This window comes from Geomesophilobacter sediminis (genome assembly GCF_016458275.1).
Taxonomy (GTDB): domain Bacteria; phylum Desulfobacterota; class Desulfuromonadia; order Geobacterales; family Geobacteraceae; genus Geomesophilobacter; species Geomesophilobacter sediminis.
The window spans coordinates 80,087-102,045 of sequence record NZ_JAEMHM010000021.1 but is presented as its reverse complement, the minus strand read 5'-3'; the positions used below and the strand labels follow the sequence as shown (position 1 = coordinate 102,045).

The window sequence follows — 21,959 nt, the reverse complement described above, 5'->3', positions numbered from 1 at the left end:
GTCTAGTTTTATGCTGCCCGATGTCCAGGCCCGACAACCGTCGATGCGGCAGGTCCGGAACGAGTGACCCGATGCTCCCTGCGAGCATACAGACCATCAACTTTTAGCAAGAACCGTTCCGACCCGACCGGCAGCCAAAGCGCGGGCCTTTATACCACAATCCACCGGCGATTTCCAGCCATATGGCGATTCCGAGCGCGGACCGACGGCCATATGGCGAGATGCGCCTTTCAAAAACTCGGTCATTTCGCCTACCGCCCAAAACCGCCGCGGCTGGCAACCGAAGTCACTTTAACGACTTACCTCCCACCCGCCCCTGCAGGCCAGACAGAGGCTCCGCGAATTCGCGACATCATTTCTCGTAGAATTTTTTAAGTCAGGGATGTGAAGGTCGGGTGCATCGTCGACCTCGCGGCGATGCACCCGTATCAAAGAAGGCTAGAAAAACCGTGCACCGGCTTTGAGGTCGGCAACGCCAATGGCAATACTGTTGCCGTAGATCCTGGAGGGGAGATAGGCGGGGTTGCAGCCCCCCGCGGAGGCGGCGCCGATCTTGTTGATCGGGAAGGCCTTGTTGCAGTTTTTGCAGACCACGTGGTCCTTGTCCTGGACGTATCCTTTTTTCTCTTTGTAGCAGACATCGCAGGCATCGAAGGCGGTATGCAGCGCCCCGTCGCTCCCTTTGGCGACAAAGAAGTTGATCTCCTTGCCGCCGTCCACGAGCCGGAAGAAATGGACCTTGCCGTCGTTTACCTTTGCCACCGGGATGGTCACCAGGCCGTTCACCGGCTTCACCTTCGTGTACTTGCTGAACCCGGGGATGCTGAAGCTATATGCCGCAGTTCCTCCGACCAGCAGGAGGAGTACGACAAGCACCGTGCTGAGCACCCGTTTTTTCATCAAATTCATGAATCACCCCTTTTTGGATTGGTAGTCTGGTTGCCGCAACATCCTCTGCCGCCGGTTCCGGAGGCGCCGACCTCATGGCCGGAACGGGCCATGAACTGCGCCGGGGACAGAACCGACCGGACCGTGCTGGCAAAGCCTGCCGCACTCGCCACGATGGCTATCCGCTCCGGGCTCACCTTTTTGGAGTCGATCCCGGCCGTTACCCGCCCCGCCTCCAGATCGACCTCGGTGGCGACAACGCCGCGCTCCTCGCGCAGGGCAGCCTCCACCCGGCCGGCACAGCTGCCGCAGCTCATGCCGGAGGTAGTGAGTACCACCACCGCATCGGCACCGGAGCCGATCCGAAGGTAGCCGGCACAGAAGATCAGGAGCCCCACCACCGCCGACAGCAGCAGGCTGTTCAGAAGATACTTTTTCATTTCAGGTCTCGAAGGTTGCTGGCGGCCTGGCCGGCAAAAGCACGGGTACTATCGGCGGGGCCGTCATCTTCCGCGTGATTCTACGATATTGCGTATTTTATTGGAAGCCGGAAAGTTCACTGCTCATGAACTTGAAGCGGGATCAGGGTGTCCCCCTTGCCCTCCCTCCCCTTCCGGTCCACCACCTTCCACCGGACCCGCAGCGGCATTCCCGCCTGGAACCGGGCCGGCTCCCGCGGCTTGAGTACCGCGGCCATGTCGAAGACCGAATGAAAGAGTTCGCCGGGAAAACCCTTGCCCTGGCCATCGGTGAGCACCAGCTCCCGGATCTTGAGAGGTCGGTCGAAAAGCACGCTCACCTCCTCCACCGTTTTTCTCCCCTTCCCCTTGTTGGCGACCACCGAAAGCAACCGGGGCGGCCCCGGCTCCCGAACCGCAGCCTCGGCGGGGAGCTTCAGGCGGGTCCGATCCCCGTCCCGGATCAGGTCGACCGTCTTCACCCCGGCAAACTGCTTCAGGGTTAGGGCCAGGGCCTCCCGTCCCGCCTGCCGGAGCACCCGATCGCTGGGCCCCTGGTTGCTCATTTCCAGCGTAACGAGGCCGTTTCGTTCGGAAAGGGCCAGAAGGTGCGTCCCGGGCGGGAAGGGATTGAGCAACTCCCCCCGGTACGCAGGGATCTCCATCCCCGTTACCAGCCGTTCCACCGCCACCTTCTTGAGGGTCGGCTTGTCGAAGCTGAAAAAGGGAAACGGCACCAGCTTCCCTTTTTCCACCCCGGACGGGAAATAGATGACGAAGGCAAAGCATTCCCCGCGGGTAGAGGAGGGAGCCGAGCCGAAATACTTCTCGTAGGCAGGCGTTGCCGAAACCGGCACCGGACGCTCGCCGGAGCCGCCGTCCCGGCGACAGGAGGTGGCGGCCAGCGCCAAGAGCGCGACAACAACCAGGTACATCAATCTTTTCATCAAGACTCCAGTCCAATCAATACCAGCAATTACGGTACGTTAAACGCAGCAGCAACACTCGCGATGACAGGAAAAGCAGAAAACATCCTCTAGTGACTACACCATGGTGCAGTTACCCCCCTTTGCGAAGGGGGGCAGGGGGGATTTGATTTTAAGGTTGTCGGTTCAAACTCTCGTAAGGGCTGAACCTTAGAGGCAAATCCCCCTAAATCCCCCTTCGCAAAGGGGGACTTGGTCGGGCTTTTGTTCAAGGCCAGCAATACTTCGTTGGGGGATATACCCAAAAACAAAAGGCAGAAGCCCTACCCGTCGAGGTAGCACTCCTGCCTTAAAACATCCTGAGCTCATCCGGGCAGGTTCTCCCGGGAAAGCGGCAGCACCACGGTGAAGGTCGCCCCCTGCCCCGGCTCGCTCCGAACCTCGATCCGCCCCCCCTGCCCTTCCACGATCGTTTTCGTAATGGGAAGCCCGAGACCGGTCCCCCCTCCCTTGGTGGTGAAAAACGGCTCGAAGATCTTGTCGCCCAAAGCGGGGTCGACCCCGGCCCCCCGGTCGCTGATACTCACCGCGATGGCGTTTCCCGCTTCAGCCGGGGCGGTGGCGACGACGACCGTCGATCCGGCCGGAGAAGCCTGGATGGCGTTCAGCATGAGGTTCATAAACGCCTGACGCAGCCTTTCGCAGTCGCCCCGGAAAGGAGGGACCGGGGTGCCGCGCAGCTCCAGGGTCACCTGACGTCCCCGGGCCTCCGCGGAAAGGAGCGCCACCATGTTGCGCAGCTCCTCGACCACGTCGCACTCGACGGTAGTGGAAGGACCGGGACGGGCGATGCGCAGAAAATCCTCGACCACGTGGTTGAGCCGGTCCGACTCCTTGACCAGGATCTGCAGAAACTCGCGTTTCTGCGGCCCCAGGGAGGGGTCGTCCGCCAGGATTTCCGCAGTCCCCCGAATCGAGGCAAGCGGGTTGCGGATCTCGTGGGCGAGCATCGCGGAGAGCTCACCGAGCGCCGAAAGCCGCTCGGCCCGCCGCAGCTGCTCCTCGATGCTGATGATGGTCTCCGATTGGCTGCGCAGCTGGCGGTAGGATTCCTCCAGCCCCGTGGCCGTCGCCTCGAGCTGCTGGCGGCGGGCCTGCTCCTGCTGGGAAAGGAACCCGGTGATCCCCCCGACGATGTTGTAGAGCAGCACCTCCAGGTACTTCTCCATTTCCATGGCCAGGTGCCCGCCCCACTGGAACAGGATGTGCGGCGCGTAGCAGAAGGTCACCAGGATGGCGCAGCCGAGCCCGCCCCTGAAACCGAACCAGAAGGCAGCGAGGATGATCGGCAGATAGTAGAGGCGCTGGAAGATGTCGTGCAGCATCGGCAGCCGAAGCGGCGTTAAGTAATGCAGCAGACTGATGCCAATGACACAGGTGATCAGTGTGGCAATCCGGATTAGATCCCGCTTCCCCATGGTTCCCCTTCATCTAGCGATACCGCGTCCCGATCTTCCTTCAGACCTCCCGTTTATATAGTCTCGGCAGAAAATAATCCAGCAGTTTCGCAAAGCTCCACCCTTCTGCCTCAAGGCTGCGCGCCGGCCAGGTTCCGCTTTTTCTCCAGGGCGGCCTGTTCCAGGGCGCGGACGATCTCCGGCACCGACTGTTTCATCAACTGCTGCAGCGATTGCTGCAGTACCTGGTCGGCAATCCGGTCCTTGTCGGAGACCGCGGTGTCGGTAAGGGAAAAGCTGTAGTGCAGCTTCTTGAAGCGCGAGCCATTTTTCAAAAGGTCGACGTCGTAGGCGAGCGAGCTGTTCGCGGTGGCCTTGAACGAGGTCCGGATCACATCGAGGTTCACCACGATCCGGGTGACGTCCACCCCTTTGGTCATCTCGGGGGTGAGCGAGTTGACACTGACCACCTGGTATCCCGCCGAGGAAAGCTCGGCGCTCAGCGCCTGCATGAGGAGCTCCTCGGGCGGGAGCCGGCTCAGGATCTCGCCGGTCTTCTCCCCGCTGTCGTTTTTCACCTGCCCCACCACCCATTCGACGTGCGCGTCCCGCGGCCGTTCCGGCCGCCCGGAAGCCGTCACGTAGATCACGCCGCTTCCCCCCACGACGCCGGACGCCGGAGCGTAGGTCGTGGTAACGTGCTGGTCCACCGAAGCGCATCCGGTGACGGCAATGACGGTGACCAACAGAAGCAACCGCCCCCAGAGATTCCCGATTCCAGTCATAGCTCCTCCGTTTCGCTCAAACTTTAAAGACTTTTTATTTAACATCTTTTCATCAAATTTACAGCCATAAAAATCTCTGCCTCTGCCGGAGTGCTCCCGGGTTCTGTGCCTGACGCCCCGGCCCCTCTGCCAGATGTTGTTTGCTGCGATTGTGCCTGCGTCTGGCGGGACAGAATCAGCCAACTATCTGCGGGGGGCCGCTTGACAATCAGGGCGGAAAACCGAGAATTATGAGTATTGTCTAAAACGACCGACAGTGACGTCCAAGGGAGACTGGAATGGAAAGTACTCGTGGATATGGCGTAGGACCGTCGCCGCTGTTTCGAAATTGCACCAAGGAGGCCGGCAGATCCAATCAGTTTGACCGGTTCCTCATGCACGCTCTGCTCCGGGGGTTAGGCATCCCCAATATCAGGATCATCCTGTGGGATGACAGCGAGTTTTGCCTGAGCGACAAAGCCACCGTCGGGGTGCGGATCAACAGCAGGATGGCCCTGCTGCGCCTGCTCGCCAACCCGCTCGCCTATTTCGGCGATGATTACAGCGCCGGCAACCTGGAGGTGGAAGGCGGATTGGTCCCGTTTCTGGAAACGGTCCTCGGGGCCATGAGCCGTCCCGGGCAGGTGCGCCGCCGCTCCCGGTCAATGGGGCTCATCTGCCGGCCGGGGCGAAACACCCTGACCCGCTCGCGCAACAACGTCCATCATCATTACGATCTGGGCAACGACTTTTACCGCCTCTGGCTCGACCAGGAAATGCAGTACACCTGCGCCTACTTCCCCGATGCCGCGCTCTCCATCGAGCAGGCCCAGGAGGCGAAGATGGAGCTGGTCTGCCGGAAGCTCCGCCTGAAAAAAGGAGACCGGGTGGTCGAGGCGGGATGCGGCTGGGGCGGCCTGGCGCGCTACATGGCCAAGTGCTACGGCGCCAAGGTGCGGGCCTTCAACATTTCGCGGGAACAGGTGGCTTATGCGCGGGAAACCGCGCGGCGCGAGGGGATCGAGGGGGTGGAATACGTCGAGGACGACTACCGCAACATCACCGGCACCTGCGATGCCTTCGTCTCGGTCGGCATGCTGGAGCACGTCGGCCCGGGGCAGTATCGGCAGCTCGGCGCGGTGATCGACCGCACCCTTACCGACCGCGGCATGGGACTCATCCACACCATCGGCCAAAACGTCGCCGAGCCGATGAGCGACTGGATCGAAAAGCGGATCTTCCCGGGGAGCTATCCTCCGACGGTCCGGGAGATGATGGAGATCTTCGAGCCAAACGGACTTTCCCTGCTGGACCTGGAAAACCTGCGCCTGCACTATGCCAAGACGCTGCAGCACTGGCTGGCACGGTTCGAGAACAACAGCTCCCGCATCGCCCGCATGTTCGACGAAAGCTTCGTCCGCGCCTGGCGGCTCTACCTGGCCAGTTCGATCGCGAGCTTCGAGGTGGGGACGCTGCAGCTCTACCAGGCGGTATTCGCCCGTTCCGCCAGCAACGACGTCCCGTGGACCAGGGACCATCTACGGGTACGGTGACCATGGAACATTACGAAGTAGCCGTAATCGGAGCGGGGCCGGCCGGTTCGACCTGCGCCGCGGCGCTCGCCCGCGCCGGGATGTCGGTCCTGCTCATGGACCGGGAGACCTTCCCGCGGGAAAAGCCGTGCGCCGGCTGGATCACGCCGGAGGTGCTGCACCGGCTCGACATTGAACCGGTCCGGTACCGCCAGGCCCACCTGCTGCAGGACATCGCCGCTTTCCGGACCGGTCCCATCTACGGCAAGGAGATCGAGACCCGCTATCCGGCGGTGGTGAGCTACGGAATTCGGAGGGTGGAGTTCGACCGGTTCCTGGTGGATCGCTGCACGGCGGCCAAGGCGCTGGGAGAACAGGTGATTTCGCTGGAACCGATTGCCGGAGGGTGGCGGATCAACGGCAGGATCGAAGCCGCGGTGGTGGTAGGCGCCGGAGGGAATCACTGCCCGGTGGCCCGGGCCTTGGGCGCCCGGCCCGCGTCGGAGCCGATCATCGCCGCCATGGTGGCCGAGTTCCCGGTGCCCGGGGAACAACTGGACCGGGGGGAGCTACCGGCCGGGGTGCCGGTCCTTTGTTTCACCGAGGATCTGCGCGGATACGGCTGGCTGATGCGCAAGGGGGACTACGTCAACGTTGGTCTGGGGAGCATGAGAGTGACCGAGATCCACGGCCAGTCGGTCTCCTTTTGTTCCCACATGCTCGAGAAATATGGGATCGAGGCGCCGAAGTCGTTGCGGCTGCGGGGGCATGCCTACCTCCCCTACCTGGGAAGGGCCGGACGGCGTGCTGTCGGGCAGGGCGCCGTCCTGGTCGGTGACGCGGCGGGTCTGTCGTTTCCGGAAAGCGGCGAGGGGATCCTGCCGGCGGTTGAGTCGGCGCTGCTCGCGGCCGAAGTGATCCTTTCGGCGCGCGGCAACTATCAGAAGGAGCGTTTGGAGCGGTACGCCACCGAGCTGGAACAAACGTTTGCCGGGAAGGAGCTCGGCGGAGCCGGAATTCCCCAACCGCTGCGCAAGCTCGCCGGCACGCTCCTCCTCTCCAGCCGATACCTGACCCGTCGTTACGTCCTGGACAAATGGTTCCTGCACAATGAGACCATGAGGCACTGAAACGGGGTCGAAGGATGTTAGTAAATAAAAAGTGGCCGCTTCAGAATATTTGAAGCGGCCACTTCGCGTTTCCCTACCCGTAGGGGCGCAGCATGCTGCGCCCGCACGCCCGACAGATTTTATTGTTCATTGTCTCATGGTCTCATGGTTCATCGAATCTCTCCCCCGCCGGGGGAAATCGCTCCGCCTCACGTGAAGCCGGAACCGACGGTGCAGGCGTAGCAGTGATCCCCCACCGGGATCGGCGTCCCCGGCGCCGGGAGTTCCGCCAGACCCCGCAGGTAGGTCACCTCTCCGCCGTGCGGCAGCCCCGCGGCCAGGTTGAAATCGCAATCATAGAGCCTCCCCTCCCAATCGACCGAGAGCTGCGACCGGCACATGAGCCCGGCTACGGTGCATGGGTTGAAACCGTCCGCGAGGGTGGCGAGGTACTGCTCCAGGTTTCCCGAGCGCGTCAGAAAATCCCGATACCGCCCCAGCGGGACGTTGGCGAAGGTATACAGCGACGTGAAGCTGATTCCGTACTTTCGGGAAAGATCGGTCCGGTACCGCTTCTCGGCCGCCCCCTGCGCCGGAGGGAGAAACGCCCCAGCCGGGTTTGCCACGAGATTCAGCTCCAGGCTGGTCCCTTCCCGGCCGTACCCAATCGCATTCAGCTCCCGCAAGGTATCAAGAGTCGAAGCCCAGGCCCCACCCCCGCGCAGCGCGTCGGTTTGCGAGGGGTTCGTGGCCGGAAGCGAAACCACCAGGACCGGCCGTACCGCACGGAAAAGTTCCAGGAGCTCGCGCCGGCGGGCCAGGTCCAGTCCCCCGAGGTTGCAGCGCAACATCAGGCGCGAGGTGAGCGGAGCCAGGGCGCGGACCAGGTAGTCGATATCCGGCACCAGTTCCGGTGCGCCGCCGGTTACGTCGATGACCTCGAAGCGAAAGCGCCGCGCCGCGGCGACCACCTCGTCCATCGTCTCCCGCCCCATAACCTCGTCTCGCTTGGGTCCTGCCTCGAGATGGCAATGACGACAGGCCAGGTTGCAAAGCAGTCCGACGTTGACCTGCAGGGCGGAGGTCCGGTCCCGGTGCAGTTTGAGATCGTGCTTCACTAACGTTTCGGCAAAGCCGGTCTCATGTGTTTCGTGTGCAGCGCTCATCCGTATCCCCAAGCGGCGGTTAGAGCGAAAGCTGTTCCGCGATCTTGCGCATCTGGACCCCGTGCACCAAAGAAGCGCCGCCCCGGATCGCAGTCACCACGTGAAGCGCCTCGGTCATCTCGCCCAGGCTGGCCCCTTTTTCCAGACAGCCGCGGGTGTAGGCATCGATGCAGTAAGGGCACTGGACGGTATGGGCCACCGCGAGGGCGATCAGCGCCTTCTCCCGCTCGGAAAGCTCCCCTTCGGCAAACACCGACCCGTAGTAGTCGAAGAACTTCTTGGCGAGCTCCGGCGCATCCTTGCCGATCTCGCCGAATTTACCCAGATCCTGCGGATTATAGTACGTCTCCATTTTCGGCTCCTTGCATTCTATAAGTTCAATCCAGAGGGGTTAGCCCGATCATGCCCGGCGGGCCCCATTGTTGGCAAGGGCGCAGCACGCTTTGCCCGCAATCCGCCCGGCTCATTATCTCACCGGCTCTTGATCTTCGCATAGATCGCCGGCACCAGGGCAAAAAGCCCGAGCAATGCAAAGGAAAGCAGTACCCGTCCCGACGCCACCTCCCGAACGTTCTGCACCGAGGCGAGACTTGCCCCCGCGTTGCAGAAGACGAACCCGCCCGGGATGATGCCGACGAAGGTGGTGAGAACGAACGTGCGCAGCGGCAACGGCGTCAGCCCGGCAGCCAGGTTGATCAGGAAAAAGGGAAAGAGCGGAACCAGCCGCAGAAAGAGGAGGTAGTTCCCGCCCCGCGCCGCCAACTCACGGTTGATCCCCTCGAGTTTGGCCCCGAACCGCCCGACGATGGCGTCACGGAAGAGGTACCGGCTCGCCAGGAAGGCAAGCGTTGCCCCCACCGTCGCGGCCAGGACCGCGTACAGGGTCCCCAAGGCGGCTCCGAAGATCGCCCCCGCAGAAAGCGAGAGAATGGCCGCCCCCGGCAAGGAAAGCGCCGTCTGCACGACGTAGATGGCCACGAAGACCAGGACCGTCTGCAGCCGGTGCGTTGCGTAGTAATCCAGGAGCTGGGCGCGGTGGGCCTTAAGCTCAGCCACGGTCAGATACCGCTGCAGATCGAAATAAAAAAACAGCCCGATAGCCGCTGCCGCCGCAACCACCAAGGCAATTTTCTTCAGATTCATGCCACCTCCGGCGGCTACCGCCATCAACCGATTGTCTTCCCCTCGTTCCCAAGGTCCACCTTGGGAACGCACAGCCCCATCCAAAGCTCCAGCTTGGCAAAGACCCAGGGCAGGCATCCCGCGCCCACCGAACAGGATCCCACTCGATGCGCAACGGCCCAGCATGCTGCGCCCATCACCCCGATCCGCCTTTAGTGCTGCATAACTTCACTGTCCATTATCGCCGCCCCACCGCTGCTAAGCCTTGCGCGGGAAAGTCCCTCCGCTTTGTCTCATCATCGTTGGCCGCCAAGCATACCCATTTTTCCCCACATCGTCCAGCCGGATTCACCACTACATCCGGATCTCCAAACCTGCTGACATAGCAGTCCGGGAATCAGATACAGGTGAAGCTCTCTCTGGAGGAAGTCTTCGGCTTAAATTGTTCCAGCTTGCCCAACTAGATTAGCCACCTCGACAATAAAGCACCGCTGTCAGAAACATGCGACAAAACGGGCAAAAAATATGGCTTATAACATTGCGGTTTATAACGATTGCCATAATTTCAGGATTGTGGACCGCTTGCAATCAAGGTAACAGTCTCTATACTTTCTCCCCATTAAAGACCGCACCCGGGAGAAGCTCATGGAAACCCAAAGCAGAAGAAAGTTCTTAGGATCATGCCTGGTCGGGACGGCGATAGCGGCTGTGGCTGCGGCGCTGTACCCGCTCTACCGGTATCTGGCGCCCAGCCAAAGCGGAACCGGCACGGCAAAGGTGACCTTCGCGGCAACCGAGGTACCCGAAGGGGAAGCCAAGTTCTTCGAGTACGCGGGATCGACGGGGGTGGTGGTTCGCACCAAGGGGGGGCTCATCGCCCTCTCCGCCGTCTGCACCCACCTCGGTTGCATCGTCCAGTGGGAGAAGGATAAGCAGGATTTCCTCTGTCCTTGCCACGCCGGACGTTACACCCCGGAAGGGACCGTCATCTCCGGTCCGCCGCCGCGCCCGCTCCCCAAACTACCCCTCACCCAGGCCGAGGGAAAGATCATCATCGGCTGATCCTTTTTCGGCTACGGAGGCTTCATGTCACTTTTCAAGAAAATTTACCACTGGATCGACGTGCGCATCGGCAGCACCGAGATCGTCGAGAAGGAACTCACCGGTTACCTCCTCCCGAAGAACATCAACGAGTGGTACTCGCTGGGGAGCGTGCTGCTGGTGATCTTCGCCCTGCAGGTGGTGACCGGGATGCTCCTGCTCGTCTACTACGTCCCCGACGCGGACAAGGCGTTCAAAAGCGTCACCTACATCATGAACGAGGTGCCGTTCGGCTGGTTGATCCGGCTCTGCCATGCGGTCGGCTCGAACCTCATGGTGTTCGTGCTCATGCTCCACATGCTTTCCACCCTGCTCATGGGCAGCTACAAGAGCCCGCGCGAGATGAACTGGATTTCCGGCTTCGTCCTGTTCTCTTTGGTCCAAGGGATCTCGCTTACCGGCTACCTCGCGCCCTGGAGCCAGCTCTCCTTCTGGGCAACCACCGTCGCCACCAACAGCGTCACGGCAGTCCCCCTGATCGGGACGGGACTGGTCAAGTTCCTGCGCGGGGGAACCCTGGTCGGACCGGCCACGCTGGGCCGCTTCTTCGCCCTGCACGTCGCCATCATCCCGGCGGTCATCGCCGCACTGATCGGAGCGCATCTCTTCTTCCTGAAACGGACCGGGGTCTCCACCCCCCCCTTTGGGGCCAAAGAGACCCAGAACAACTGGGAAGGCAAAAGCTACCGCTACGAGTTCCACCCGGGCGGCATCCCGTTCTTCCCGAATTACGCCCTGCAGGATGCCACCTCGGTGAGCATCTACCTCGCCATCTTCTTCGCGCTCATCTTCTTCGCGCCGACCCTGTTTTTCACCCCCGACTCGTTCGTGCCGGCAAACCCCTTTAAGACGCCGGCTCACATCAAGCCGGAATGGTATTTCCTGGCCAACTACCAGACCCTCAAGATCTTCCCGAGCGAGCTGATCGGACTTTTGGTTCAGGTCGCGGCGATGACCGTGCTGGCGCTGTTGCCGTTCATCGACCGGACCAAGGAGCGCCATCCGCTGAAACGGCCGATCTTCCTCACCTGCGCCATCGGGGGGATTCTCCTGTGGCTCGGACTCACCATCTGGGGGCACTACTCATGAGAAACCAGCACCGCGCCCAGCGCGCTTCAATCATTGCCGAAGGGGTTATCAAAAGGCTCAGCTGCACACTCCCGCACACCTCTGCCAGTCATCCCCTCCCCTTCAAGGGGAGGGACAGGGTGAGGATGGGGTTGTCATCAGCTCTCCTTTTTGTTGCACTGCTGATCGTTTGCCTTCCCTGGGCAGCCTCCGCGGCCGACCAGCCCCAGGAGCCGGTCTGCATCCAGTGCCACAGCCAGCTTCCCGACCGGCTCGGCGAACCGGTGAAACTCTGGAAGCAGAGCGTTCATGCCGAGAACGGCATTGCCTGCAACGGCTGCCATGGCGGCGATCCCACCAACGCCGCCGACGCCATGAACCGCTCCCGCGGCTTCCTCGGAGCGCCGAAGGAGGCCGACATCCCGGCCTTCTGTGGCCGCTGCCACGTCGGCGTCCTCAAGGATTACCTCGCCAGCGCCCACGGCAGAGCCCTCGGCAAGGGCGGCCCGACCTGTGTGACCTGCCATAGCAACCACCTCGTCACCCGTGCCTCGATCAACATCATCAACGAGAAGACCTGCACCCAGTGCCACACCTTCGAGCGCGCCAAACTGATCAAGGATGCCATGCAGGCGACCGAGACGCGCATCGTCGCCATCTCGGGCCGCATCGACAAGCTGAAAGCCGAAGGGGTCGACACCGAACGGATGGAGAAAGCGACCTTTGCGGTACGCAACCGGTTCCACACCCTGTTTCACGACGTGAACGTGACGCGGGTAACCCAGGAATCGGGCGCGATCGGCGCAGAACTGGCGAAACAAGAAAAGGAGCTGGCGCGAATCGACGAGATCAAACGCGAGCGCAAGATCGCCGGTGCCATAGTGGTAGCCGCCCTGATCGTACTGGCAATCCTCTTCCACCTGCTGAAGAAGACCTACGATTAGTGGAGTCCTTTCCTAGTTGAATAAAAAGAGCCCGCTTCCCTCAAAGGAAAGCGGGCTCTTTTTTTTATTTCAACCCTCACCTCGTAGGGGCGCAGCATGCTGCCTTCTTCCCCCGACCTCCTTCATTGACTCATTAAGGCTCGTCCCCGAGGTCCACCTTGGGAACGCTCCCTCTCACAAAGCTCCGGCTTTGTAAGAGCGCCTGTGCCAAGCCTGCGACCACCAAAGCAAAGAGCCCGCTCTACAAACAAAGCGGGCCCTCTAACTCGTGTAGCCGGAAACAAAGGAAGATCTGCCGATCACTCAAAGCGCCTTCCATTATCAATGGTCCATTGTCAATTATCCATTGCTTACAGCAGTTCCACCTTCTCGGAGAACCCCGGCTTGAGCAGGATGTTCCGGTTCTCCAGCATCTCCAGATCCCCCTCCTCCGACAACCGATGCAAAAGGCGCGTCACCGTCTCCCTGGAGACCGAGGCATACCCCGCTAGCTCCCGGTGGGTGAGCCTAAGCGCGATCACCACCCCGCGGTCGTCCCGGACCCCATGCAGCAGGCTCAGGTGGTTGAGGATCGAGCGGAGCCGGAGTTCCGCGTCCGAAAGCGCGATCGCCTTGAGGATCAGCCGCGTCTCCCGAAGCCTTCGGCAGAGGATGGCAATGAGCTGATGGAGTACCGTCTCGTTGGCAAGGAAGAGCTCCTGGAAGTTATCCTTGGAGAGGAGCCCGATATCGGACTCCTCCATGGCGATGACCGTGGCCGGCGACGTCTCCCCGTCCAAAAGCGCCATTTCCCCGAAGACGTCCCCCCGCTTGTGCACCGCCAGGATCCGCTCCGTCCCGTCCCCCCCCAAGTGGACCGCCCGGACCTTGCCGGTGAAGACCACGTACATGAAGTTCGCGGTCTCCTCCTCCAGCAAGACCACCTGGTTCTTGTAGAAGCGCCGTTCCGTAATGCGCGAAAGGAGCTTTTCGAACTCCCGGTCCTCCAGAGAGGCAAAGAGAGGAATCCGCTTCAACACCTTGCTATGGTCATGATCCAAAGGCACGCCCCGGTCCGATCTCGTCACCGCCGGCCTCCTTGTCTTTCAGACTATTAATACAGGCTAACAATCTTACCCTATTCCCTCCTCTTTTGAACAACAACCGTCCGAATGATCGCCTTAATCGCAAAAAAGCCCTTAGCCAAGGCGCAGGGCTTCCAATTTGAAAATGTCAGAGCCAAGACCGTAAGCTTCCCCCAAAGGCTGTTCAGGGGTTGCCGTGGGTAATCCGGTCCGATTTACTCTACTGCGCTCGTGAACGGGGGAGCTATGCAAGGCACCGAACTGCACCGTCATATTCTGGAACTGGAGTCACCGTGGCCTGTGATCAAGGTGAACCTGGACATCAGCCTGCCTTTCCTTTCTGTCTTTCGGAAACATTCACCATCTACCGCTGCAAGAACTGACGCTTGTGTACTGGTACAGCAATCGCGACAGGAATGTCGCTCCTACCTAGTTCGTCCCCCCTCGTTTTCCTCTTCAGTCACCCTAACAGAAATGGGTCCTTGAGCTCGCCTGCGGCGTGGCGTATGGAGGGCCCATCGTAGGCTCCCCTGCAAATTGATGTTGTCTTTCTGATCATCGCTCATTGATGAGCTATACTCCTACCTTCATATTTCAAGATTAAGCAGGTCGCACTGCTGCCCCAGTACTTATCCATCGAGGTGACGCGTTATGACCGATCCACGTACTCTTAAATACCAGCCGCTCCCCGGAACCCAAGGACTTCCGACGCCCCCCGTGGAACGGTTCGAGGCGCTCCTGGTCCGGCGCGGCACCGATTACCGGCCGCGCACCCGGCACCTTCTCCCGGACGGCTCGGCGCGCTACACCAACCGGCTCTTCCTGGAGTCGAGCCCCTACCTCCTCCAGCACGCCCACAACCCGGTGAACTGGTTCCCCTGGGGCAAGGAGGCACTCGACTTGGCTAAAGAGCTGAACCGGCCGCTTCTGGTCAGTATCGGTTACGCGACCTGCCACTGGTGCCATGTCATGGAGGAGGAGTCCTTCGAGGACGAGGAGATCGCCGAGTACCTGAACGCGAACTTCATTCCGGTGAAGATCGACCGGGAAGAGCGGCCGGACCTGGACGCGGTCTACATGAGCGCGCTGCAGGCGATGACCGGCCAGGGGGGCTGGCCGCTCAACATGTGGCTGACGCCGGAAGGGAAGCCTTTCTACGGGGGGACCTACTTCCCGCCCAAGGGGGGTGGCCATGGGACCGGATTTTTGGAGGTGCTCCGCATCCTGCGCAGCGCCTATGACCGGGACCCGGAACGGGTGGCGCAGAGCTCGGAGCAACTGACGCAAGCGGTGCGCCGCATGCTCGCGCCGGCCGAAGCCGGGGAGGTGCCGCAGCGCGAGGCGATGGAACGGGCGATCCACATCTACCGGGAGCGGATGGATACGGTGAACGGCGGCGTGACCGGCGCGCCGAAATTCCCCAGTTCGCTCCCGGTCCGGTTGCTGTTCCGTGAATACCGGCGCACCGAGGACCCGGACCTGTTGCGCGCCTGCTACCTCACCCTGCGCAACATGGCCCGCGGCGGGATCTACGACCAGGTCGCCGGCGGCTTCCATCGCTACGCCACCGATTCGCACTGGCGCATCCCGCACTTCGAGAAGATGCTCTATGACAACGCCCTTTTGGCGGTGACCTACCTGGAGGGGTTCCAGCTCACCGGCGATCGGGAATTCGCCCGGGTGGCCCGCGAAGTCCTCTCCTACCTGCGTCGCGACATGGCCGCGCCCGGCGGCGCCTTCTACTCGGCCACCGACGCCGACAGCCTCAATCCGGAGGGGGAGCGCGAGGAGGGATACTTCTTCACCTGGACGCCGCAGGAGCTGACCGAGGTGCTCGGCAAGACCCGCGGCGATCTGGTCGCGGCAGTATTCGGGGTGACCGAAGGGGGGAACTTTGAGGGGCGCACCATCTTGCACCGCAGCCGTGACCTCCCCGCGGTGGCGGCGGAGCTGAGGCGGACCGAGGAAGAGGCGAGCCGGATCCTGGACGAGTCGCGCGAGCTTCTCTACCAGGCCCGCGCCCGCCGGCCGCAGCCGATCACCGACCGCAAGATTATAGCTTCCTGGAACGGCCTGGCGATATCCGCCTTTGCCAAGGGGGGATTCATCCTGGACGATGGCGCGGCGGTGGAGCAGGCGGCCAAAACGGCGTCCTTCATACTGGAAGAGATGCTGCGCGACGGGAGGCTCGCCCACAGCTACCAGGAGGGGAGCCCGAAGGGGGAAGGCTTCCTGGACGACTACGCCTTTTTCATTGCCGGTCTGATCGACCTCTTCGAGGCGACCGGTGAACCGGCGTGGCTGGAGCGGGTCCAGGAACTGACGGCGGTGGTGGCGGGAGATTTCGAGGATGATGAGCTGGGGGGATTCTTTTCTACCGGGCCGCGCCACGAGGAGTTGATCGCCCGGGAGAAGCCTTCCTATGACGGGGCCATTCCGTCGGGTAACTCGGTGATGGCGATGAACCTGCTCCGGCTGCACCTTTTGACCGAGCTACCCGAGTACGGCGACCGCGCCCAGCGGGTCTTCTCGGCCTTTTCCTCGACCCTGGCGGCCAATCCGACCGCGCTGTCCGAGATGCTCCTTGCCCTGGACTTCCACCTCGACCTCCCCCGCCAGATCCTGATCGTGGCGCCCGAGGGGGACCGCAAATCGGCGGGATGGCTTTTGGGGAGGCTGCGCGGGGAGTTCCTGCCGAACCGGGTTTTGGCGGTGGTGACGGAGGGAGAGCAGTTGAACCGGGCGGCGGAACTGGTTCCCGCCCTGCAGGGTAAGACGGCGCAGGGAGATCAGGCGATGGCATATCTTTGCGAAAACCGGACCTGTCTCCTCCCGACCAGCGACCCGGAGCTCTTCGAGGACGCCCTTAAGAAGCGCCGCTGATCAATCCTGCTCGTCGGCAAGCTTGCGGAGGTAGTCGGGAACGTTGCGCTTGGGGAGTTTCATCAGCCGCTGCATGACGGCGAAGGGGACCCGCTTCAGCCGGTAGTCGCTCTTCAGCTCCCGGATCATCGCGGTCCATAGACCCGCGGTCATCTCGGCGTCGGCCAGCGCCCGGTGGAAGACGCCGTCGGTCTTGAGTTTGCGGTAGTTGACCAGGGCGCCCAGGCTGTGGCTCGGAGCCTCGGGATAGAGCCGGCGCGCGACCAGGAGAGAACAGGCGAACTCCGCCTTGCGGCGCAGTTGCAACCGGGAGAGCTCGGCGTCGAGAAAACGCTGGTCGAAAGAGGCGTTGTGGGCAACCAGGTGGTGCCGGTCCAAAAAGGCGGTCAACCGCTGCATCACATCCCCGACCGGCGGGGCATCGCGCAGCATCTCGTTGCTGATGCCGGTATACTCCTCGATGAAGCGGCTCACCCGCATGCCGGGGTTCATCAGGCTCTGGAAGCGGTCGGTCACCACGTTGTTCTCCACCAGCACCGCCCCTACTTCGATCACCCGGTCCCCGGAGAGCGGTGAAAGTCCCGTCGTCTCGAAGTCCAGCACCACTACCCCGTAATCCCCCATCCCACCCTCCTGCACAACCCGCAGCAAAAACCTTGAAAGTGCCGCATTTTGCAATCTTAGGCCGGCGAGGTCAAGCAGAATCACCGGCAGACACCGGCAGCCGGGAAGCCACGTCCCGAGCAGCAAAGGTTGACGGGCGCAGGATGCTGCGCCCCTACCTTTCCAATCGAGGCCCGCTCATTGCTCATTGCTCACTGCCTCGGTGACCACCGCGCCAGCTTGCGCAGCAGCCGGGACCGGGGGAGCACGAACCACAGGACCGAGAACAGGAGCAACAGCAGGCCGGCCATCACGAGGGCGACCGCCGGCACCTCCAGGATCACCGATGCAACCACGTAGAATTCCAGGCTCACCCCGATCATGAGCGGAACCATCGACCAAAGCAGCAGCCGCGAGGCAACCAGAATGAACTCGCCGGTCACCTCCTTGAGTCCCGCCTGCCGGTGATACGCCGCCGGCGCCATCACCAGCGCCACGGCGACCGCCACCAAAAGCGTCGATGCCAGGTGCAGCCGCTGCAGCTGCGCGTCCAGCTTCTGGTCAAAACCCTGGTTGATGACCGCAATCAGCTGGAATCCGAAGAGCGCCTGGATGCCGGGCAGCACCATGCGGCATTCCTCCAGGATGTTCCGCGTCGCCTCCGCCAACGGGAGTTCCTCACGCTCATCCTCGATCATGGCCACCCCCTTTCCCGCTGTTTCGGGACTTCGTCCGGCGCACCCTATTTGCGTTACCGAATGCACCGTTCGGCGTTGCCGATCAACCCGAGCCCAAAACCAGCAAAACAGGACAACCGATGCGATTTTTCCGTTTGCAGCACGCCGGGGAAACATGTATTCTGCGGTACCCCAGAACTCCCAGAGGTTGTGACAACATGCCCCAGAATGTGATGATTGTAGACGATAACGAGTACGTTCGCGCATCGGTGGAGATGACCTGCGAGGGGACCGGAATCGAGGTTACCCCTGCGGCCAGCGGCCCGGAGTGCCTGCGGCTCTTGACCGGTGGTTTTCGCGGACTGATCCTGATGGACATCATGATGCCGGAGATGGATGGCTGGGACACCATCCGGGAGATCATCGGACGGGGGCTCTACCCCGGGAACATCATCATCATGCTGACCGGAGTCGGCGAGCCGGATGCCAAGATGGAGGGGATGCAGGAATACGTGACTGATTACCTCACCAAACCCTTCGCCCCCGAGCAGCTCCTGGAAACCCTGAACTATTATCTAAAGCTGCAGCAGACGCTCGTGAATCCGCATGAGTAACCGAAATCTCGTCATCATCGGTGTGTCCACCGGGGGGCCGATGACCCTCAAGGAGCTCTTCCGCGAGCTCCCGCCGCTCAACGCCTCCTTCGTGGTGGTGCTGCACATCACCGCGGCGATGGACTTCCGGATCGCGGAGGGGCTGAACGCGGTCTGCTCCATGCCGGTCGCACTGGCCCGCGAGGGTGAATACCTGAAGACCGGACACGTGTATCTGGCACCGGGCGGAGTACACCTGAAGCTGGAAGGTAACCAGCGGGTCTCCCTTTTCGACGGTCCGCGGGTGAACTTCGTCCTCCCCTCGGTCGACGTCACCCTGCATTCGCTGCAACCCTCCGAGGCGAACCTGATCGGGGTCATCCTCACCGGGATGGGGAAGGACGGAGCCGAAGGGATCCGCTACCTCAAGGAGATCGGCGGCATCACCATCGCCCAGGATCAAAGGTCCTCCACCATTTACGGCATGCCTCGGGCCGCGGCGGAGACCGGCGCGGTAGATTACGTCCTCCCCCCCAAGAAGATCGCCGAACTGCTCACCGACCTCCTCGGCCCGCTCCACACCGACGAGCCGGCAGAGCCCATCGAGGCCCAGGGGTAATCCCCTCGCCCCCCTTCCCAAAGATGGGGCGCGGCGTACGGTGCCCGGCCGCAGTCCTTCTCACTTCCGCAAGCACCGGCAGTGCCCCTCAATCCACCGGCAGGGAAACGATCACCCGCAAGCCCCCTCCCTCGCGATTCTCGGCGCGGATGCTCCCGCCGTGCGCCTCCACGATCCCCTTGCATATGGAAAGCCCCAGTCCGGTTCCCCCCGCTCCTTCGGGAACCGGGATCCGGTAAAACTTCTCGAAAACCCGCTTCAGGTCCGCCGGCGGCACTCCCCGGCCCCGGTCGGCCACCTCCAGGGTGAGCTGGTGGTCCGCCACGGCAGCGACGATCCCGATCGGCTCGGCGCAGGGCGAATACTTGTGCGCATTGTCGATCAGATTCACCAGGACCTGGGTCATGAGGACCATGTCCATGGCAACCAGCGGCAGGCCCTCCGGCACGGTCACCTCGACCGCCCTCCGCCCCAGCTGCGGCTCCAAAGCCGCCAGCGCACATCCGACCAGATCCTGGACGTCGCACGGCACCACCTTCACCTTGAGCGCCCCCGACTCCAGGCGGGTCATGTCGAGCAGGTTCCCAACGAAGCGGTTCAAACGCACCGCCTCTTCCCACGCTCCCTCGACAAGCTCGCGGCGCGCGGGCTCGGAGACCGGATGCTCACGGTCTCGCAGCGCGCCGAGTGCTCCGGAAATGGAAACGAGCGGCGTGCGCAGGTCGTGGGAAACCGAGTTCAGCAGCGCCCGCTCCAGCCCTTCCCGCGCCTGCAGGATCTGCGTCTGCTCGGCCTGTTTGGCGAACTGGACCCGCTCGACGGCCAGCGCGCTCTGCGTCGCAAAAGCCTGCAGCAGCCGCCGGCTCAGCGGGGAGCGATATCCCTCCGGATCGGCCAACCGGACGCCGACCACCCCGAGAGTGCCGGAGCCGGTCTGCAACGGGAGGAAGAGGAACTCCGCCGACCCCAGGGTGTCGGTGCCCGCCCCCGCCGGGGAACGGTTGCGAAAGGCCCAGTCCGCCACCGCCGCCTCTTTCACCGCAAGGGTAATTCCGCCGCTTTGGCCCTTGACCTCGAGCCGTTCCCCCTCCGGCAACAGGACGACCAACTGTGCTTTGAGGCTCTCCTCGATGTTGCGCACCATCGCTTCGACAATCCCGCCGAGGTCCGAGGCGACGGCGAGGTCACGGCTGAGGTAATAAAGGCTCGCCGTCTGCATCTCCCGCTCCCGGATCGCCTCGGCACGTTCCCGGGCCTGCGAGACGAGGGTGCTGATCACCATGCCCACCGTGAAGAGGGCGGCAAAGGTGATGAAATACTCGGTGTCGGCAACGGCCAGGGTGTAGGTTGGGGGCACCAGGAAGAAGTCGAAGAAAAGGACACTGAGGAAGGCGGTGCACACCGCCTCGCGGCGCCCCAGGCGGGTTGCCGCGAGCACGACGGCCAGGAGAAAGAACATCACCAGGTTGGTGGGGGCGAGGTAGGGGCGCAGCGGCTCGCACAGCAGCACGGTGGCCAGGACCAGCCCGAGGCTTTTGAGATATCCCCCGCCCTGACGCGCCGCCCGCCGCGGGGGATGCGACGGGGCCTTTTCCGCCCCGGCGATACTGACGACGAAGACGTCGATGTGCCCGGAAAGACGGATGATGCGGTCCACGAGCGGCTGGCGCACCAGCTCCACCAGGCGGGGCTTGGAGGGCTTTCCCACCACGATCTTGGTGACGTTGTTGCGCACCGCGTAATCGACCAGGGCCTCGGCGACCGAGGTGGCGGTCAGGTTGGCCACCTGGGCCCCCAGGCTTTCGGCCAGGCGCAGCTCCTTCCAGACCCGGGACCGGTTTTCCTGCAGCTGCCGCCTGTTGCCGGGGGGTTCCACGTAGACGGTATGCCAGGGGGCCTTCAACTCGTCGGCGAGGCGGCGCGCGGTCCGGATCAGCCGCTCGGAAAACGGGCTCCCGCTCACGCAGACCATGATACGCTCGGCCACGGGCCAGGGACCGGTGATGGCGCGGGCCTCCATGTAGGCGCGGACCTGGTCGTCGACCCGGGAAGCGGTGCAGCGCAGGGAAAGTTCCCGAAGCGCCATGAGGTTCCCCGGCTGGAAGAACTTCTCCGCGGCGAGCGCAGCCTGGTCGGGAAGATAGACCTTTCCTTCCTTGAGCCGCTGCAGCAGGTCCTCGGGAGGGATGTCCACCAGCCGGATCTCGTCCGCCTGATCGAGGAGCAGGTCCGGAACCGTCTCCCGGACCACAATGCCGGTAATCTGTGCCACCACGTCGTTGAGGCTTTCGAAGTGCTGGATGTTGAGCGTGGTGTAGACGTCGATCCCGGCGCCGAGGAGCTCCTCCACGTCCTGCCAGCGCTTCTCGTGCCGCAATCCGGAGGCGTTACTGTGGGCAAGCTCGTCCACCAGGGCGATCTGCGGCCGGCGGGCGAGCACGGCGTCCAGGTCCAGTTCGGGAAGGAGCACCCCCTGGTACGGGATCTGGGCGCGCGGGACGATCTCGAGCCCGTCCAAAAGGAGCTCGGTCTCGCCGCGCCCGTGGGTCTCCACGTACCCCACCACGACGTCGCGCCCCTCCGCGCGCCGCTGCCGGGCCGCTTCGAGCATGGTGTAGGTCTTGCCGACTCCGGCGGCGTAGCCCAGGAACATCTTCAGTTTCCCGCGCCCCTCCCGGGCCGCCTCATCCCTGAGACTCTTCAACAGCGCTTCGGGAGAGGGGCGAGCAGGTTCGTCGTCACGCATGGCTTGCGGCTCCTGGTTGTGGCTGGCTGGTAGATCATCATCTGCCGGGACCTAAGGGACACCAGGGTCCCGGAAACGGATGCGGAATTGCCGACGGGCGTCCCCCGGAGGGGTCCCCAGTCATTAAAACGACAGGCACTGCTGTTTTAAGGTACCACCTGCCGACGGGTGGACAAGTACCGGCGCGGCTTGGCCTCCCATTGTGCCCTTCCCGACGGCAAATGTAATCAGATGGTTAC

Annotated in this window: 20 protein-coding genes; 8 read left to right on the top strand and 12 right to left on the bottom strand. The window is 62.7% G+C overall.

Translation table 11 applies throughout. The annotated features are described in order from the left end of the window. Positions 1-438: 438 nt before the first annotated feature. The 5 genes from JFN93_RS21335 to JFN93_RS21315 form a co-directional block, all read right to left on the bottom strand. A complete protein-coding gene (locus JFN93_RS21335) occupies positions 439-909 on the bottom strand; it encodes a DUF2318 domain-containing protein (RefSeq protein WP_199386170.1) in 471 nt (156 codons plus the stop codon). Further along, complete coding sequence (locus JFN93_RS21330) at positions 906-1,328, bottom strand: heavy-metal-associated domain-containing protein (protein ID WP_199386169.1); 423 nt, start codon at positions 1,326-1,328, stop codon at positions 906-908. The genes JFN93_RS21335 and JFN93_RS21330 overlap by 4 nt, the downstream gene beginning before the upstream one ends. 116 nt (positions 1,329-1,444) lie before the next feature. Further along, positions 1,445-2,293, bottom strand: coding sequence for a GerMN domain-containing protein (locus JFN93_RS21325; RefSeq protein WP_199386168.1), 849 nt, complete (start codon positions 2,291-2,293; stop codon positions 1,445-1,447). Positions 2,294-2,637: 344 nt separating this feature from the next. Continuing rightward, positions 2,638-3,750, bottom strand: coding sequence for a two-component system sensor histidine kinase NtrB (locus tag JFN93_RS21320; RefSeq protein WP_199386167.1), 1,113 nt, complete (start codon positions 3,748-3,750; stop codon positions 2,638-2,640). A gap of 110 nt (positions 3,751-3,860) precedes the next feature. Continuing rightward, positions 3,861-4,514 (bottom strand): YajG family lipoprotein, encoded by a 654-nt coding sequence (locus tag JFN93_RS21315; RefSeq protein WP_199386166.1) that lies wholly within the window; start codon positions 4,512-4,514, stop codon positions 3,861-3,863. A 278-nt stretch (positions 4,515-4,792) separates the two neighbouring features. On the opposite strand from JFN93_RS21315, the gene JFN93_RS21310 reads away from it, so the two are divergent. Beyond that, positions 4,793-6,046 (top strand): SAM-dependent methyltransferase, encoded by a 1,254-nt coding sequence (locus JFN93_RS21310; protein ID WP_199386165.1) that lies wholly within the window; start codon positions 4,793-4,795, stop codon positions 6,044-6,046. Positions 6,047-6,048: 2 nt separating this feature from the next. Further along, positions 6,049-7,155 carry an FAD-dependent monooxygenase gene (locus tag JFN93_RS21305; protein WP_199386164.1) on the top strand — a complete coding sequence of 369 codons (1,107 nt, stop codon included), beginning with the start codon at positions 6,049-6,051 and terminating at the stop codon, positions 7,153-7,155. 188 nt (positions 7,156-7,343) lie between these two features. Here JFN93_RS21305 and arsS read toward each other — a convergent pair whose 3' ends face one another. The 3 genes from arsS to JFN93_RS21290 form a co-directional block, all read right to left on the bottom strand. Then, positions 7,344-8,300, bottom strand: a complete 957-nt coding sequence (arsS, locus tag JFN93_RS21300) for an arsenosugar biosynthesis radical SAM (seleno)protein ArsS (RefSeq protein ID WP_199386163.1) — start codon at positions 8,298-8,300, stop codon at positions 7,344-7,346. A 19-nt stretch (positions 8,301-8,319) separates the two neighbouring features. After that, the gene (locus JFN93_RS21295) at positions 8,320-8,652 is read right to left on the bottom strand and encodes an arsenosugar biosynthesis-associated peroxidase-like protein (RefSeq protein ID WP_199386162.1); all 333 of its coding nucleotides are present in this window, start codon (positions 8,650-8,652) and stop codon (positions 8,320-8,322) included. 119 nt (positions 8,653-8,771) lie between these two features. Continuing rightward, positions 8,772-9,443 carry a TVP38/TMEM64 family protein gene (locus tag JFN93_RS21290; protein WP_199386161.1) on the bottom strand — a complete coding sequence of 224 codons (672 nt, stop codon included), beginning with the start codon at positions 9,441-9,443 and terminating at the stop codon, positions 8,772-8,774. Between the two features lie 624 nt (positions 9,444-10,067). Here JFN93_RS21290 and JFN93_RS21285 point away from each other — a divergent pair. The 3 genes from JFN93_RS21285 to JFN93_RS21275 all read left to right on the top strand — a co-directional run bounded on the left by JFN93_RS21285 (position 10,068) and on the right by JFN93_RS21275 (position 12,535). After that, positions 10,068-10,484, top strand: a complete 417-nt coding sequence (locus tag JFN93_RS21285) for a QcrA and Rieske domain-containing protein (protein ID WP_199386160.1) — start codon at positions 10,068-10,070, stop codon at positions 10,482-10,484. A 24-nt stretch (positions 10,485-10,508) separates the two neighbouring features. Further along, positions 10,509-11,612, top strand: a complete 1,104-nt coding sequence (locus tag JFN93_RS21280) for a cytochrome b (protein WP_199386159.1) — start codon at positions 10,509-10,511, stop codon at positions 11,610-11,612. Positions 11,613-11,737: 125 nt separating this feature from the next. Continuing rightward, positions 11,738-12,535: a multiheme c-type cytochrome gene (locus JFN93_RS21275; protein ID WP_199386186.1), complete on the top strand. Its 798-nt coding sequence runs from the start codon at positions 11,738-11,740 to the stop codon at positions 12,533-12,535. Positions 12,536-12,885: 350 nt separating this feature from the next. Here the strand turns inward: JFN93_RS21275 and JFN93_RS21270 are convergent, their stop codons facing one another. After that, positions 12,886-13,602 (bottom strand): Crp/Fnr family transcriptional regulator, encoded by a 717-nt coding sequence (locus JFN93_RS21270; RefSeq protein WP_328754548.1) that lies wholly within the window; start codon positions 13,600-13,602, stop codon positions 12,886-12,888. A gap of 648 nt (positions 13,603-14,250) precedes the next feature. Between JFN93_RS21270 and JFN93_RS21265 the strand changes: the two genes are divergently transcribed. Beyond that, the gene (locus JFN93_RS21265) at positions 14,251-16,482 is read left to right on the top strand and encodes a thioredoxin domain-containing protein (protein ID WP_199386158.1); all 2,232 of its coding nucleotides are present in this window, start codon (positions 14,251-14,253) and stop codon (positions 16,480-16,482) included. Here the strand turns inward: JFN93_RS21265 and JFN93_RS21260 are convergent, their stop codons facing one another. Beyond that, complete coding sequence (locus JFN93_RS21260) at positions 16,483-17,106, bottom strand: 3'-5' exonuclease (RefSeq protein WP_199386157.1); 624 nt, start codon at positions 17,104-17,106, stop codon at positions 16,483-16,485. A gap of 191 nt (positions 17,107-17,297) precedes the next feature. Beyond that, complete coding sequence (locus JFN93_RS21255) at positions 17,298-17,783, bottom strand: DUF6328 family protein (protein ID WP_199386156.1); 486 nt, start codon at positions 17,781-17,783, stop codon at positions 17,298-17,300. Positions 17,784-17,980: 197 nt separating this feature from the next. Here JFN93_RS21255 and JFN93_RS21250 point away from each other — a divergent pair, with 197 nt between their 5' ends. Together JFN93_RS21250 and JFN93_RS21245 are read left to right on the top strand one after the other, a co-directional pair. Then, complete coding sequence (locus tag JFN93_RS21250) at positions 17,981-18,376, top strand: response regulator (RefSeq protein WP_199386155.1); 396 nt, start codon at positions 17,981-17,983, stop codon at positions 18,374-18,376. Then, positions 18,369-18,974, top strand: coding sequence for a CheB methylesterase domain-containing protein (locus tag JFN93_RS21245; RefSeq protein ID WP_199386154.1), 606 nt, complete (start codon positions 18,369-18,371; stop codon positions 18,972-18,974). Before JFN93_RS21250 ends, JFN93_RS21245 begins: the two co-directional genes overlap by 8 nt. 88 nt (positions 18,975-19,062) lie before the next feature. Here the strand turns inward: JFN93_RS21245 and JFN93_RS21240 are convergent, their stop codons facing one another. Next, on the bottom strand, positions 19,063-21,720 hold the full coding sequence (locus tag JFN93_RS21240) for a sensor histidine kinase (RefSeq protein WP_199386153.1): 2,658 nt from the start codon (positions 21,718-21,720) through the stop codon (positions 19,063-19,065). Positions 21,721-21,959 lie beyond the last annotated feature (239 nt).